Origin of the sequence: Pseudomonas paraversuta (assembly GCF_904063065.1) — a bacterium.
Taxonomy (GTDB): domain Bacteria; phylum Pseudomonadota; class Gammaproteobacteria; order Pseudomonadales; family Pseudomonadaceae; genus Aquipseudomonas; species Aquipseudomonas paraversuta.
Genome location: NZ_CAJFCL010000010.1, coordinates 26,610 through 42,363, shown reverse-complemented (window position 1 = coordinate 42,363; position 15,754 = coordinate 26,610). Strand labels below are relative to the sequence as shown.

The window sequence follows — 15,754 nt, the reverse complement described above, 5'->3', positions numbered from 1 at the left end:
ACCGCATGGGTTTCCCATGGGTGAGTAACAGGTAACAAGACATGGCAAAAGAATATAGCCGTACCCAACGTATTGGCGATCAGATGCAGCGCGAGCTGGCACAGCTGATCCGTCGTGAAGTCAAAGATCCGCGCGTGGGTCTGGTTACAATTACCGCTGTTGAAGTCAGCCGTGACGTCGGTCACGCCAAGATCTTCATCACCGTGATGGGCCAGGACAACGCTGAAGACATCGCCCAGACCGTCAAGGTGCTGAACTCGGCAGCGGGTTTCCTGCGCATGCAACTGGCGCGTGAAATGAAACTGCGCAGCGTTCCGCAACTGCACTTCCACTACGATGAAAGTGTCGTGCGTGGTGCGCACCTGTCCGCCTTGATTGAGCGTGCAGTGGCTGAAGACAATCAGCATCCTGAAGGCACCGCTCCCGAAGACACCAAGGAGTAACCGGTGGCTCAGGTCAAGCGTATCCGTCGTAACGTCAGCGGTATCATCCTGCTCGACAAGCCGCTTGGATTCACCTCCAACGCGGCCCTGCAGAAAGTCCGCTGGCTGCTCAATGCCGAGAAGGCAGGGCACACCGGTAGCCTCGATCCATTGGCCAGTGGCGTATTGCCGCTGTGCTTTGGCGAAGCCACCAAGTTTTCGCAATACCTGCTCGATTCCGACAAGGGTTATGAAACCCTGATGCAATTGGGCAAGACCACGACCACAGCGGATGCCGAAGGCGATGTTTTGCTGACGCGTCCGGTGACCGTTGGTCGCGCCGATATTGAAGCTGTTTTACCCAAATTCCGTGGGCAAATCAGTCAGATACCGCCGATGTACTCTGCACTCAAGCGTGACGGCCAGCCGCTTTACAAGTTGGCTCGTGCAGGCGAAGTGGTGGAGCGCGAACCGCGTTCTGTTACTATTACCCGCCTCGAATTACTGGCCAGCGAAGGCGACACTGCGCGCTTGTCCGTCGACTGCACCAAAGGCACCTATATCCGTACCCTGGTGGAAGATATTGGTGAGCAACTGGGTTGCGGTGCATACGTTGCAGAGCTGCGTCGTACACACGCCGGACCTTTCAGCCTGGCCCAAACGGTCACTCTGGAAGAGTTGGAAGCTGTGCATGCCGAAGGCGGAAACGAAGCGGTTGACCGCTTCCTGATGCCATCGGACAGCGGTTTGCTGGACTGGCCTTTGCTGCACTTCTCGGAACACAGCGCATTCTATTGGCTTAATGGCCAACCGGTACGCGCTCCGGATGCTCCGAAGTTCGGCATGGTGCGGGTACAAGATCACAACGGTCGCTTTATCGGTATCGGTGAAGTGAGCGAAGACGGGCGCATCGCGCCGCGTCGACTGATTCGGTCAGAATGACCGGAACAGGCTGGCTCGAGATGTAATACTCTTTGGCCAGACTGGAACGAGGGTGGCTGTTATTAGGCACGGTCACTCCTCACTTATAAATACGAGGATTTGTCCTCGGCCTATTGGATCTGTCTTGTTCGCAAGCAGAACCCTAATGAAAGGAAATGCCCCATGGCACTGACAATCGAACATAAAGCAGAAATCGTAGCTGACTACCAGCAAGCTCCAGGTGATACAGGTTCTCCAGAAGTGCAGGTTGCACTGCTGACCTTTAACATCAACACGCTGCAAGGTCACTTCAAAGAAAACAAAAAAGACCACCACTCCCGTCGTGGTCTGATCCGCATGGTAAACCAGCGTCGCAAGCTGCTGGACTACCTCAAAGGCAAGAACGTTGAGCGTTACAAAACGCTGATCGCTCGCCTGGGTCTGCGTCGCTAATAGCGATGTTGCTAGAGGCTGGTCGTTTGTCGTGTATCTGCGGGTTTCCCGCAGGTGTACGGCAGGCTTCCAGCCTCAAGTTTTATCTGGACCAGCCGGATTCTTACGAAAGCTCACCGTGCCGTCCGCTTTCGTAAGCATCTGAGTCGGGTCAATACCCGACATTGCGTCAGTATTTCGCAAGAAACCCGTTCCCCAAGAGCCACAAAGAAGGTAGGACACCGTGAACCCGGTTATCAAAAAATTCCAGTTCGGTCAGTCGACCGTCACCCTCGAGACTGGCCGTATCGCCCGTCAGGCCTCCGGCGCAGTATTGGTCACCGTTGACGACGACGTCAGCGTGTTGGTGACTGTTGTCGGCTCCAAGCAAGCTGATCCAGGCAAGGGCTTCTTCCCTCTGTCTGTTCACTACCAAGAAAAAACCTACGCCGCGGGTAAAATCCCGGGCGGTTTCTTCAAGCGTGAAGGTCGCCCTTCCGAGAAAGAAACCCTGACTTCGCGTCTGATCGACCGTCCGATCCGTCCGCTGTTCCCAGAAGGCTTCATGAACGAAGTGCAGGTTGTCTGCACCGTTCTGTCCACCAGCAAGAAAACCGATCCGGACGTCGCTGCGATGATCGGTACCTCGGCTGCTCTGGCAATCTCCGGTATTCCTTTTGATGGTCCGATCGGCGCCGCCCGCGTTGCTTACCACGAAAGCACTGGCTACCTGCTGAACCCGACTTACGAGCAACTGGCTGCTTCCAGCCTGGACATGGTTGTTGCCGGTACTTCGGAAGCTGTATTGATGGTTGAATCGGAAGCCAAAGAGCTGACCGAAGACCAGATGCTGGGCGCGGTACTGTTCGCCCACGACGAATTCCAGGTAGTGATCCAGGCTGTTAAAGAGCTGGCTGCCGAAGCTGCAAAACCGACTTGGGACTGGGCTCCTGCTCCAGAAGCCACCGCTCTGCTGGCCGCTATCCGCGCCGAGTTCGACGAAGCGATCTCCCAGGCTTACACCCTGACCGTCAAGCACGAGCGTTATGCACGTCTGGGCGAACTGAAAGACCAGGTTGTTGCCAAGCTGTCCGGTGAAGAAGGCCAGCCGACTTCTGCTGAAGTCAAAGCTGCATTCGGCGAAATCGAATACCGCACCGTTCGCGAAAACATCGTTAACGGCAAGCCGCGTATCGATGGCCGTGACACCAAAACCGTTCGCCCTTTGAACATCGAAGTTGGCGTTCTGCCAAAGACCCACGGTTCGGCTCTGTTCACCCGTGGTGAAACTCAGGCTCTGGTCGTTGCAACTCTGGGTACTGCCCGTGATGCACAACTGCTGGACACCCTGGAAGGCGAGAAGAAAGACCCGTTCATGCTGCACTACAACTTCCCGCCGTTCTCGGTAGGTGAGTGTGGTCGCATGGGTGGCGCCGGTCGTCGCGAAATCGGTCACGGCCGTCTGGCCCGTCGTTCGGTTCAGGCCATGCTGCCTGCTGCTGACGTATTCCCGTACACCATCCGTGTTGTATCGGAAATCACCGAGTCCAACGGTTCCAGCTCCATGGCTTCGGTCTGCGGCGCTTCTCTGGCACTGATGGACGCTGGTGTGCCGATGAAAGCACCGGTTGCCGGTATCGCCATGGGTCTGGTTAAAGAAGGCGAGAAATTCGCAGTTCTGACCGACATCCTGGGTGACGAAGATCACCTCGGCGACATGGACTTCAAAGTAGCAGGTACCGCTAAAGGTGTTACCGCGCTGCAGATGGACATCAAGATCAAAGGCATCACCGAAGAAATCATGGAGATCGCACTGGGCCAGGCCCTGGACGCTCGCCTGAACATCTTGGGTCAGATGAACCAGATCATTGCCGTATCGCGCAACGAATTGTCGGCCAACGCTCCGACCATGATTGCGATGAAGATCGACACCGACAAAATCCGTGATGTCATCGGTAAAGGCGGCGCGACCATCCGTGCAATCTGCGAAGAAACCAAGGCTTCGATCGATATCGAAGACGACGGTTCGATCAAGATCTTCGGCGAAACCAAGGAAGCAGCAGAAGCGGCGCGTCAGCGCGTTCTGGGCATCACCGCAGAAGCCGAAATCGGCAAGATCTACACCGGCAAGGTTGAGCGCATCGTCGACTTCGGCGCATTCGTAAACATCCTGCCAGGCAAAGACGGCCTGGTGCACATCTCCATGCTGAGCGATGCTCGTGTCGAGAAAGTGACTGACATTCTGAAAGAAGGTCAGGAAGTGGAAGTACTGGTACTGGACGTGGACAACCGCGGCCGTATCAAGCTCTCCATCAAGGACGTAGCAGCTGCCAAGGCTTCGGAAGCTTAATAGCCCCCGAAACCGGCGTTGAAAAAAGGATCCTTCGGGATCCTTTTTTTATGCCTGCAAGAAAGCTGGCAGATTCAAGGCCAACTGCCATTAAGCAAAAAGCCGCAACTTGCATGCAGATTGACGGGCAGTCATGCAAACTGCACGACCTTTGGATTTTTGATTGATTATAAGTTATTGATTTATAAGGCTTTTTTAATTTCAGAAAGTTGGCATAAGCCCTGCAAGAGTATAGGTAACCCTGCTGCCATGAGATGGCGCAGATTTTAAAGAAGACAGGAGTTACTCGTATGAAGAAGTTTGCTATCGCTGCTGCAACTGCTACCGCTCTGACCCTGACCATGGCCAACGCCGCATTTGCTGCTCAATCGACTGCACAGACCCCTATGGTTGTCGCTGCTGGCGAAATGACTAAAGCCAAAGAAGCTACTTCTGACACCTGGATCACAACCAAAGTTAAATCTGACCTGCTGACTGAAAAAGGCATTCCAGGTACTGACATCAAAGTAGAAACCAATAAAGGCGTGGTTTCGCTATCCTCGACTGTAGCGGTAACCGACGCACAGAAAGAGATGGCAGTTGCGATTGCCAAGAAAGTTAAAGGTGTTCAGGCAGTTTCGGCCGATGGCCTGAAAGCTGAGTAAGACACCCCAATTCGTGGAACCGGGGGAAAGCCGGAGCAGGTGATTGAAAGATCACCTGCTGGCTTTGAATACAGGTTCATGCGACGACCACACGGATGTGGTCATTACAGCCCTCGGCGCTTGCGTCGGGGGCTGTTCTATTTGGGCGAAGGAATAGTGCGCAAACCTAGCAGGAGCGAGCTTGCCCGCGATCCGGCCTGTGCGGTACCTCATCCAGGCCGCAGAGCCGCAATCGCGAGCAAGCCAGGTGAGGGCTTTACTCGCTGTCCAGATGCAGCGGGGTAATTACCCGGCCATCACTCTCTGCCTGACCCAGGGTGGCATCGATAAAGTACACGCGGTCATCCGCCAGTTGGCCATGGTCCACCAGATAGTCCTTGATGGTACTGGCACGATCCTGCCCCAGTTGGCGGAGCAGAACTTCACTTTTGCTCCAGAAGTCCACTAGCGCTGCACTCATCTTGGCCGCACGTTCATCGCGACTCAGATCAGCCCACTCGGCAGGCGGCTGCTGTTTCAGGCGGGCCCGGTAAATCCCTTCCAGTAATGGACCTTTTTCATCATCCGGGACCTTGAGCTGCGAAGCCTGAGCCGGCACCTTTTCTCCCTTGCGCTGGAGAATCTTGTAGTAGGTGTACTGGTATTCGCGCTCAAGACGATCCTGGGCAATATGCGGACCGTCACTGCTTTGCGCGGCGGTGCCTTCAATTTCCAGGCGCAGGCCCGGACGTTTTTTCAGCGCCTGGGCCAGGGTGTCCAGGGCTTTTTGCGCTTCAGGGCTCAGCTCGCTTGATCCTGGCGCGAATGACACCGTGCCCAGGTCTTCGGCGCCACCGCCGCTGACCAGCCCGCCAATGAACTTGAAGGGCGCTGTAGCGGCTCGGACCACAAGGTTGCGCAAGGTTTGCCAGACTATGGGCATTACGCTGAATTGCGGGTTGTTCAGGTCTCCGGTCACCGGCAACTCGATGGAGATGGTGCCGTCTGAATCCTTGAGCAAGGCAATCGCCAGTTTCAGGGGCAGGTTCACCGCATCCGGGCTGTCGACTTTCTCCCCCAGCTGCAATTGCTCGATGACAACCTTGTTTTCAGCCTTGAGCTGACCCTTGGTGATCAGGTAATGCAGATCAAGATTGAGGCGGCCCTTGCGGATCCGGTAACCGGCAAACTTGCCGGAGTAGGGGGTCAGCGTAGTCAGCTCGACGCGTTTGAAGCTGGTGGCAATGTCCAGGCTGGCCATTGGATCGAATGGATTGACACTGCCCTTGATCGTAACCGGTGCATAGCGGTCAACCTTGCCCGAGATATCAACCCTGGCAGGTTTGGCATCACGGCTGTCAATGGTGCCGATCTGGCCGTTGAGTTGCTGAATGGCCGTGGCGAAGTTGGGGGTCAGACTGAAGTCGGCGAAATTGGCCGAACCATCATTGATCGCGATACCGCCGACATAGATGCCCAGCGGCTTATCCTGTTTCGCCGCGGGCCCGGCAGCGCCTTTCGCGCCACTGCTGGCCGGTTGCGGGATCAACAGGTCGTCCACGTTGGTGGTGCGATCATCGTTGATCATGAAGCGCACATAGGGCTGTGTCAGATTGACCTTGCTGATCGACAGGCTGTCGCCGTGCCGGTATTTGACATCTTCCAGCACCAGCCGCTGCCACTTGAGGAAGTCCCGGTTTTTCAGGGTGTCCAGAGTGTGCAGTTGATCGACCTGGGCACGACCCTCAACGGTGAAAGCCAGCGGTTCTGTGCTTTTGAGGTTGACTGCCAGGTCGCTGCCGAGCATGCCGCTACGCAGTTCAAGGCGCATGAACGGGTCGATATAGGCCTGGGCCACCCGCAGATCGATGTCTTTGGTGGTGACCTTGAGTGCGGCGCTGACCGGATTCAGGTTCACATCACCGATGGCAGTGAGCTGGCCTTGTTTGCCAACGCCGGTGTCGAGCCTGAGGTTAAACGGCGACCGGTTCAGGCTGTCGAAGTTTTTCAGGTCCAGGTTGAGGGGGCCGATATCCAGTGCTACCGGGGTACTTGGCTGCTTGTCGGCCAGGTGCACCCGATAGTCGCGCAGTTCAACATCCTTGAGCAGCACCTGCCATGGTTTGCTCGGCGCAGCCGGGCCTGGTTTTGGGGCTTCAACAGTGACAGGGTCACTGGTTTTGGGTGCGGTTTTTGCGGGTTGCTCAGCAAACAGTTTTTGCCAGTCAAGCTGACCATCCTTCTCGCGAGCGGCCCAGGTTTCCAGGTTCTTGCTCTGGATCTTGCCGACAACCACTTTCTGTTTAGCCAGGTCCACCGTGGTGTCGCTCACATCAAGTCGCTCCAGACGCGCCAGCGGGCGGCCATCCGGGGCATTGATCCTGAACGGCGCGATGCTGGCCGAGGCATTGCTCAACACCATCTCGGTATCTTTGGCCAGATCCAGGGTGTAGTCGGTGCTGAAATTCAGAATGCCGTCTTCGAGTACCAGCGGCACCGAATCGCGGACATAGGGCCACCAGGCTTTCATTTTGGCGTCGGTGACTTTGAGTTTGCCCTGGGACGTAATCGGCACCAGGCTCAGCTTGCCGCTCCAGTCGACTCTGCCGCCCTCGGGGCCGGCAGCCACCAGTGTCATTTCAGCGTTGTCGTCGGGTAGGGTGCTGAGGTTTTTCAACTCAAAGTTCATTGAGTCGTAGAGAAACTCTATGGGCTCACTGGGACGCATATCGACGAAGTGCAGATAGCCGTCAGCCAGTTTTATATTGTCGATGCGCAGCGGGAAGGGTTTGCTTTGCGGCTCGTCGGGCTTGGGCTCGCTGGCAGGCAATTTGAACAGCTGGCTCAGATTGAGCGTGCCGTCCTTGTTGAACAGCACCTCGGTTTTGGGCTTGTCCAGCTGCACGTCGGCCAGGTGCAAGGCTTTGGTCCATACGCTGTCTGATTGCAGATTGACATAGAGTCGGTCAAACCCGGCTTGCTGCTTGCCCGGCTCGCCGACTTGCAACCCCCACAGTGTGAGCTCAAGGGTAAATGGATTGAACTCCAGACGGTCGAGTCTGGCCGGTACTGTGGCGTAGTTGGCCAGTTGCTGGTTGACGATACGCAGACCGATACCGGGTAAAATCAGGAAGCCCAGCAGGCTATAGAGTGCAATCGCTACCAGCACTGCGCCAATGGCGCGGATCAATCCTTTGGTCATGTGGGGCTTCGTCTATTGGTGGCCAAGGTGCCTTGGAGTATGGCACGCGTTTCTGGTTCCGAGACAAGCACCATATTTTAAGCGGGGTCTGGCTTTTTGGGTTCTGGTTAAAACTGCAAAATCAGGGTTTTGAGCGGCGGCTGCTGGTCCAGTGACGGGAAGTCGCTGGCCGGGCTCAGTACTTGCCAGTCGCGTACCGGGCGGCCGGCTTTTTCGGCACAGCGCAATACCTGCTCGCGCCAGTCGTCCATGCTGACTTTTGCCAGATTGTTGCAGCAGATCAGCACGCCATCTGGCGCAGTGGCCAGTACGGCGGGTTTTAGCAGGCTCTGGTAGTCACGCAACAGATCGACTGTACCGAAAGCGCTCTTGGCCCAGGCTGGTGGGTCCAGTAGCACCAGGTCGTATTCCCGCTGATCCAGACGCGGGTAGGACGGCAGCTTGTGACGGCGCTGAATGATCGGCAACCCGGCCAGTTGGCGGATGGCGGCAAAGTAGTCGGACTGGACGAACTTCATCTTTTTCAGTTCAGGGTTCAGCAGGCCATTTTCACGACCCACCGCCAGGTTGCCTTCGGCAAAATCCAGATTGCAGACTTCACTGGCACCGCCGGCTGCGGCGCTCAGACCCACGCCACAGGTGTAGGCGAACAGGTTGAGCACGCTTTTGCCGGCGCTATGTTGTTTGACCCAGCCGCGGGCATTGCGCAGGTCGAGAAACAGCAGCGGGTCCTGGCCGGCATGGCGGCCACGCACGCGGTAGTTCAGGCCCCATTCATGGCCCACCAGATCTGCAAGGGCGGCGTCTTCGGCGCGGTACAGGGTATCTTCGCGATCGATGCGCGAGTTGCCCCGGGAACGGTCGTTGTAAACCAGCAGCAACTCCAGCCCCAGGTGCTGGTTGATTGCCCCGTGCAGTTGCAGCAAATCATCGCGCTCAAGACTCTGGTGGAAGCTTTGCACCAACAGCTGCGGGCCGTAGCGGTCAATAGTCAAGCCGCCGGCGCCTTCCTGACTGCCGTGGAACAGGCGATAGCAATCAGTGCCCTGAGCATGCAGCTCGGCCAATAAGTTCTGACGGTTATCGAGGGCGGCGCGCAGCGCCTGATTCAAGGAAGACATGCGAAGCGCCTTGGGGGGATAGATAAGGCGCGGCAGTTTAACAGAACGGGCATTTGTAGTCGCTGCCGCAGGCAGCCAAGGGTTGCACCGCAACCCTTGGCAACGCTCACCGCGAGCCCATTCAGGCTGTTGGTTATTCGCGTTCGATTGCCAGGGCTACACCCTGGCCGCCACCGATGCACAGCGTGGCGAGCCCTTTTTTAGCGTCACGCTTGAGCATTTCGTGGAGCAGGGTGACCAGAATGCGGCAGCCTGACGCGCCAATCGGGTGGCCAATGGCAATTGCGCCACCGTTAACGTTGACCTTGTCTGCATCCCAGTTCAGCTCTTTGCCGACTGACAGTGCCTGTGCCGCGAATGCTTCGTTGGCCTCGATCAGGTCCAGCTGCTCAAGACTCCAGCCGGCTTTGCTCAGGCAACGTTGAGTGGCGCTCACCGGGCCGATGCCCATGATTGCCGGGTCAACACCCGCGTTGGCGTAGGCGGCGATTTTGGCCAGCACAGGCAAACCCAGGGCTTTGGCTTTGGTTGCGCTCATCAGCAACACTGCTGCAGCGCCGTCATTGAGGGAGGAGGCGTTGCCCGCGGTGACCGAGCCGTCTTTTTTGAAGGCCGGCTTGAGCTTGGCCAGCGACTCGGCGGTGGTGCCGGCGCGTGGCTGTTCATCGGTGGCGAAGGCAATCGGATCACCCTTGCGCTGTGGGATCAGAATCGGCGTGATTTCATCCACAAAACGCCCGGTTTCGATGGCCTCTATGGCTTTCTGCTGAGAGCGGGCGGCAAACCCATCCTGCTCTTCACGGCTGATGCAGTACTTATCCACAAGGTTCTCGGCCGTGATGCCCATGTGGTAATCGTTGAACGCATCCCACAGGCCGTCACTGATCATGGTGTCGATGATCTGGCTGTGGCCCATGCGCAGACCGGTACGTGCGCCGGGCATGATGTAGTTGGACAGGCTCATGTTCTCCTGGCCGCCGGCAATGATCACCTCGGCATCGCCGCAACGAATGGCCTGCGCCGCCAGATGCAAAGCTTTGAGGCCCGAGCCGCAGACCTTGTTGAGGGTCATTGCAGGTACGGCGAACGGCAGTCCGGCCTTGATCGCGGCCTGACGTGCGGGGTTTTGTCCGGCACCGGCGGTCAGTACCTGGCCCATGATCACTTCGTCGACCTGGGCGCCGTCGAGGCCGGTTTTTTCCAGCAGCCGACGAATCACTGCGGCGCCCAGATCAACAGCGGGTACGTGGGCCAGCGAGCCCTGGAAGCTGCCGACGGCAGTGCGGGTAGCGGCAACGATTACGACGTCTTGCATTGCGGGAGTCCTCATTATTATTGGAATGTCAGGCCTGGAGACAGGCGGGTTTAGTTATCGCTGGCAAGCCAGCTCCCACAAGATCGGTAGCCAGCCAGTGGGAGCTGGTTTGCCAGCAGACAGGATCTGCATGGTATTCAACCTAGGCCCATACGCCGTCGCGCCCGCTGGACCGAGCCATTACGCACGGCCCAGCGCAGAATCGGCGCAGTACTGCTAACCCCTGCCCGTACCAGCTTTCGCGTCAGGGGCTGTTGCTGCAGGCCCAGTTGATCACTGGCCCAGTCCGGGAGCAAATCAATCCCTGCTTGCATCATCAGTGCACCAAAGGGTTTTGCAAGCAGGCTGGGGGCTGGCGCGTTGAGCAGCAGGCGCATCACCTCGTGACTGCGTTCATCGCACAGCAACTGTGGCCGCACGCGCTCCAGATAGTCGGCAATTTGCTGGCGGGAGCGCGGGACGTTGGTCGCCCCCAGGCGCTCGGCAACCAGGGCAATTTCGTCGTAGTACTGGTCTTGATCCGCGCCGGATAAATGCGGATTGCGGTAACGGATATGGGCCGCAAGGAAGTTGCTGACTTCGGCCACATGCACCCAGGTCAGTAACTGCGGATCACTGGCGGCATATGGCCGGCCATCGAGCCCGGTGCCTGTGACTTGCAGGTGAATGGTGCGTACTTTTTCGATCAGCCAGTTGGCGTCCCTGGTGGAGCCAAACGTGGTGCCAGAAATAAACTGCCCGGTGCGCCGCAGCCGTCCCAGCATGTCCTGGCGAAAATTGGAGTGGTCCCACACCCCGGCCAATGCCAGCGGGTGCAAGGCTTGAAGCATCAGGGCACTGATACCGCCAATCAGCATGCTGGTGAAGTCACCATGTACTTGCCAACTGATGGAAGCGGGGCCAAACAGGCCGGGGTCGCCCGGGGGTGTTTCGAGGTCGAGCTGGCCAAGTGAAAGCCCGGTCAGGCTCATGATTTGGCGTTCGATAGGGCGGCGGATAAATTCCATGATACCTCGAGGGTGCCAGGGGCCGTTGACGTCGCCGTGATAGCTATGTGTCAACAGCCCCTGGCCAGTCGGGGAGACTGGCTATCAATCAACCGCGGTGACGACCGCGGAAGTAGTTGATCAGACCTTGGGTCGATGCATCGTCAGCAGGCTCTTCAAGGCTGCCGGTCAGGCGGTTGTAGACGCCTTTGCCGAGCTCTTTGCCCAGCTCCACGCCCCACTGGTCGAAGGCGTTGATGCCCCAGATCACGCTCTGCACGAAGACTTTGTGCTCGTACAGCGCAACCAGTGCGCCCAGACGACGAGGGCTGATGCGCTCAACCACAATGGTGTTGCTCGGACGATTGCCCGGGATCACCTTGTGCGGTGCGAGTTTTTGCACCTCTTCTTCGGACAGGCCCTTGTCGCGCAACTCCGCTTCGGCTTCTTCGCGGGTTTTACCCAGCATCAGCGCCTGGCTTTGCGACAGACAGTTTGCGTACAGCCACTGATGGTGATCGGAAACCGGATTGAAGCTGACGATCGGTACGATAAAGTCCGCCGGAATCAACAAGGTGCCCTGATGGAGCAACTGGTGGTAGGCGTGCTGGCCATTACAGCCAACGCCGCCCCAGATTACCGGGCCGGTGTCGGTCGACACGGGAGTGCCGTCCTGGCGCACGCTCTTGCCGTTGGATTCCATATCCAGTTGCTGCAAATGCTTGGTGATGTTTCGCAGGTAATGGTCATAGGGAAGGATGGCGTGGCTTTGCGCTCCCCAGAAATTGCCATACCAGACACCCAGCGCCGCCATCAGCACGGGCATGTTTTGCTCGAACGGTGCGTTCTGGAAGTGTTGGTCCATGCTGTAGGCGCCGGACAGCAGCTCTTTGAAGTTGGACATGCCGATGGCCAGGGCAATCGGCAAACCAATGGCCGACCACAGCGAGTAACGACCGCCAACCCAGTCCCACATCGGGAAGATGTTTTCTTCACGAATACCAAATGCTACCGCTGCCGCATTGTTGCTCGACACCGCGATAAAGTGACGGTGCAGCTCGGCTTCCGAACCACCTTGCGCCAGGTACCAGGCACGGGCGGCCTGGGCATTCTTCAGGGTTTCGAGAGTGTTGAAGGATTTCGACGAAACGATGAACAGGGTGGTTTCTGCACGCAGCTTTGCAGTCAGTTCATGGAACTCGCTGCCGTCGATATTCGCCAGATAATGGCAGCGTACGCCTTTTTGGGCGTAGGACAGCAGCGCTTCGGACACCAGTTCCGGGCCGAGGAACGAGCCTCCGATACCGATGTTCACCACATCAGTGATCGGCTTTTCGGTGTAACCGCGCCATAGGCCATCGTGAATCCGGCCGACCAGTTCGGTCATTTGATTCAGAACTTTATGCACCTGGGGCATGATGTTTACGCCACTTACCGACAGTTTGTCGGCCACTGGGCGGCGCAACGCGGTATGCAGGGCAGGCCGGTTTTCGGAGGCGTTGACGATTTCGCCTTCAAACAACGACTTGATCGCGCCTTTGAGATCAACCTCATTGGCCAGGTTAACCAGCAAGTCGCGGGTTTCATCGGTGATCAGGTTTTTCGAGTAGTCCAGAAACAAACCGCAGCTGCTGAGGGTGAAATCCTCGAAGCGCTTCGGGTTGCTATTGAATGCATCGCGCATGCTGAAATTTTGCATGTCGGCACGGTGAAGTTTCAACGCTTGCCAGGCAGGCAGAGCGGTAACGTCTTGAGGAGTGCGGTAGTACGCCATCGCTGCGAATATCCTTTTGCTTGAACTGCCTTTTGGACACTGAGAACACCGAGACCTTCGTTAATGTCGAGGTGCTCGGTCAGTCTGTTTCTGCATCTATGTCAGAAGTCGGGCGATAACAGTAAACCTAGCGCCCGCTTCTGTCTCGGTTTTGTCTGACAACAGGCCGTAACTTTTGTCACCGCTCTGTTATACAAGATGAAACGTTTCAGTGGTGGTGTGGTGGCCACACAATCGGTGCCGTTAAAGCCCGCTGTCGAGATTGAGATGCACGTTGTCGATCAGGCGCGTGGTGCCCAGGAACGCGGCCACCAAAATCACCAGGTCGCGGTCAGTCGCCAGAGCCGGGAGCAAGGTTTGTCCATGGCGCACTTCCAGGTAGTCCATGCGAAAGCCAGCAGCTTCGATTTGTTCCCGATGCAGGGCGGTCAGCTTTGCAAAGTCGCGTTCGCCTGCGTTGATGGCTTTGCTCATTGCTTTGAGGTGGCGATACAACTCAGGCGCTATGGCACGCTGCTCCGGGCTCAGGTATCCGTTGCGCGAAGACAGGGCCAGGCCGTCGTCGGCCCGTACGGTGGGCTCGCCAATGATCTGGAGCGGCATGTTCAGGTCATGGACCATGGCCCGAATAACCGCCAGCTGCTGGTAGTCCTTCTGCCCGAAGATAGCCAGGTCGGGCTGTACCATGTTGAACAGCTTGCTGACCACTGTGGTCACACCGTCGAAATGCCCCGGGCGGCGGCTGCCACACAGTTCATTGCTCAGCTGTGCCGCGGTAACACGGGTCAGCCCGGTCATGCCATGGGGGTACATTTCTTCAACGGTTGGGGCAAACAGCAAATGGCAGCCCGCCTGCAGGAGTTTTTCCTGATCGGCGGCCAGGGTGCGCGGGTAAGTATCCAGGTCTTCGTTGGCACCGAATTGCAGCGGGTTGACGAAAATGCTCGCCACTACAAAGTCCGCCTGTTGAGCGGCGGTGGTGACTAACGCAGCGTGGCCGCTGTGCAGGTTGCCCATGGTTGGAACCAGGCCGATTTGCTTGCCTTCGCGGCGCGCGCGGGCAACAGCCGCGCGCAATTCGCGAACAGTTTTAACAGTGTTCATGCAGAGAATCCGTGCTCGGTGCCAGGGAAGCTGACGGCTTTGACTTCAGTCACGTAAGCGCCAAGTGCTGACTGGATATCGGGTTGGCCGGTCATGAAGTTTTTTACGAACTTGGGGACGCGTCCGGTCAGGGACAGGCCCAGCATGTCGTGCAGTACCAGCACCTGGCCGTCGGTGTCGCTGCCTGCACCAATGCCGATCACCGGGATTTTTACGGCGAGGGTGATTTCTTTTGCCAGCTCACTGGGTACGCATTCGAGCAGCAGCATGGCCGCTCCTGCCTGTTCCAAGGCGATGGCATCGGCCCGCATCTGCCGCGCCTGGTTTTCGTTGCGGCCCTGGACCTTGTAGCCGCCCAGTACGTTCACTGTCTGCGGGGTCAGGCCCATGTGCGCGCATACCGGAATCCCGCGCTCGGTCATCACGCGAATCGATTCGGCGAGCCACAAAGCGCCTTCTACCTTGACCATATGTGCGCCTGCTTTCATCAGCAGGGCACTGTTGTTCAAGGATTGCTCGAGCGTCGCGTTCGCCATGAAAGGCATGTCCGCGAGTATCAGTGCGTCCTGGTTACCGCGCTTGACGCAAGCCACGTGGTAGACCATTTCGCCCGTGGTGACTGGCAGAGTGCTGTCATGCCCTTGCAGAACCATGCCCAGGGAATCGCCTACCAGTAACACTTCAACACCTGCCTGATTGCAGGCGTGGGAGAAGGTGGCGTCATAGCACGTCAGCATGGTGATTTTCTCACCTTTTTGCTTAAGGCTTTGCAGGGTGGTCAGGGTGATAGCTGGCATGAAAAGGATCCTCGTCAGGCAGTGTGATAACCACTGCGAGTAACGCGCGTGATTCATCGTTATAGGCAGGTACACCTTTATGGAGGGTGCTTGTTAAGCCTGCTTTTCACATTGCGCCGTCCAGTGGACGGCAGCGGGATGCCTATAGTCGTGACGAGCACACGGGAAGTCAATTCCGGGTGTTACTGGCGGAGTGTTACCGCGCCGGTTGATTCGATTCAGCGATGGGGAAGGCGCTCCAGACCGACAAAAGGGCACTCAGCCAATAGTTGGGCGAGGCTACGGCCATCGGCGAGGGTGAGCGTGGCGGGTGCCAGTTCGGCCAGCGGGTAGAGCACGAAAGGACGGGCCTGCATATGGTAGTGCGGGACTTTCAGGCGGGGGGTGTCGATCAGTCGGTCGCCGAACAGCAGGATATCCAGGTCCAGTGTGCGCGGGCCCCAGCGTTCGTGACGCTCGCGGCCCTGGTCGATCTCTATGGCTTGTAGCGCATCGAGTAACTCCAGGGGTTCCAGTCCAGAGTCGATAGCTGCCACCGCATTGGTGTAGCGCGGCTGACCGGGTAACAACGAGTCGCTTTGATAGAACGCTGAGACTCCGGCGAACCGGGAGTCAGGCAATTGCGCCAGCGCTTGTATGGCGCTGCGCAATTGCTCAGCCGGGTCAGCCAGATTGCTGCCCATTCCGATATAGATCCGTTCCATCGC

Annotated in this window: 13 protein-coding genes; 5 read left to right on the top strand and 8 right to left on the bottom strand. The window is 57.6% G+C overall.

The window, feature by feature from the left end:
* The first annotated feature begins 41 nt into the window (after positions 1–41).
* The 5 genes from rbfA (at position 42) to JQ845_RS19660 (ending at position 4,769) form a co-directional block, all read left to right on the top strand.
* Complete coding sequence (rbfA, locus tag JQ845_RS19680) at positions 42–443, top strand: 30S ribosome-binding factor RbfA (protein WP_003439623.1); 402 nt, start codon at positions 42–44, stop codon at positions 441–443.
* 3 nt (positions 444–446) lie between these two features.
* Positions 447–1,364, top strand: a complete 918-nt coding sequence (truB, locus tag JQ845_RS19675; RefSeq protein WP_003439625.1) for a tRNA pseudouridine(55) synthase TruB — start codon at positions 447–449, stop codon at positions 1,362–1,364.
* Between the two features lie 162 nt (positions 1,365–1,526).
* On the top strand, positions 1,527–1,796 hold the full coding sequence (gene rpsO, locus JQ845_RS19670; RefSeq protein ID WP_003439639.1) for a 30S ribosomal protein S15: 270 nt from the start codon (positions 1,527–1,529) through the stop codon (positions 1,794–1,796).
* Between the two features lie 223 nt (positions 1,797–2,019).
* Positions 2,020–4,125 (top strand): polyribonucleotide nucleotidyltransferase, encoded by a 2,106-nt coding sequence (pnp, locus tag JQ845_RS19665; RefSeq protein ID WP_203009377.1) that lies wholly within the window; start codon positions 2,020–2,022, stop codon positions 4,123–4,125.
* A gap of 290 nt (positions 4,126–4,415) precedes the next feature.
* Positions 4,416–4,769 (top strand): BON domain-containing protein, encoded by a 354-nt coding sequence (locus JQ845_RS19660; protein WP_003439643.1) that lies wholly within the window; start codon positions 4,416–4,418, stop codon positions 4,767–4,769.
* Between the two features lie 256 nt (positions 4,770–5,025).
* On the opposite strand, the gene JQ845_RS19655 is transcribed toward JQ845_RS19660, so the two are convergent.
* From JQ845_RS19655 to folK, 8 genes are all read right to left on the bottom strand, one after another.
* Positions 5,026–7,950 carry a DUF748 domain-containing protein gene (locus tag JQ845_RS19655; RefSeq protein WP_003439645.1) on the bottom strand — a complete coding sequence of 975 codons (2,925 nt, stop codon included), beginning with the start codon at positions 7,948–7,950 and terminating at the stop codon, positions 5,026–5,028.
* 107 nt (positions 7,951–8,057) lie between these two features.
* A complete protein-coding gene (locus JQ845_RS19650) occupies positions 8,058–9,071 on the bottom strand; it encodes a class I SAM-dependent rRNA methyltransferase (protein ID WP_203009376.1) in 1,014 nt (337 codons plus the stop codon).
* A 133-nt stretch (positions 9,072–9,204) separates the two neighbouring features.
* Positions 9,205–10,386 (bottom strand): acetyl-CoA C-acetyltransferase, encoded by a 1,182-nt coding sequence (locus JQ845_RS19645; protein WP_203009375.1) that lies wholly within the window; start codon positions 10,384–10,386, stop codon positions 9,205–9,207.
* A 137-nt stretch (positions 10,387–10,523) separates the two neighbouring features.
* Positions 10,524–11,393: an oxygenase MpaB family protein gene (locus tag JQ845_RS19640; protein WP_203009374.1), complete on the bottom strand. Its 870-nt coding sequence runs from the start codon at positions 11,391–11,393 to the stop codon at positions 10,524–10,526.
* Between the two features lie 88 nt (positions 11,394–11,481).
* Positions 11,482–13,146 carry a glucose-6-phosphate isomerase gene (gene pgi, locus JQ845_RS19635; RefSeq protein WP_003439653.1) on the bottom strand — a complete coding sequence of 555 codons (1,665 nt, stop codon included), beginning with the start codon at positions 13,144–13,146 and terminating at the stop codon, positions 11,482–11,484.
* 243 nt (positions 13,147–13,389) lie between these two features.
* Positions 13,390–14,250: a pantoate--beta-alanine ligase gene (gene panC, locus JQ845_RS19630; RefSeq protein ID WP_003439655.1), complete on the bottom strand. Its 861-nt coding sequence runs from the start codon at positions 14,248–14,250 to the stop codon at positions 13,390–13,392.
* Positions 14,247–15,047 (bottom strand): 3-methyl-2-oxobutanoate hydroxymethyltransferase, encoded by an 801-nt coding sequence (gene panB / locus JQ845_RS19625; protein ID WP_003439657.1) that lies wholly within the window; start codon positions 15,045–15,047, stop codon positions 14,247–14,249. The genes panC and panB overlap by 4 nt, the downstream gene beginning before the upstream one ends.
* Positions 15,048–15,265: 218 nt before the next feature.
* Positions 15,266–15,751, bottom strand: coding sequence for a 2-amino-4-hydroxy-6-hydroxymethyldihydropteridine diphosphokinase (folK, locus tag JQ845_RS19620; RefSeq protein ID WP_203009373.1), 486 nt, complete (start codon positions 15,749–15,751; stop codon positions 15,266–15,268).
* Positions 15,752–15,754: the final 3 nt, after the last annotated feature.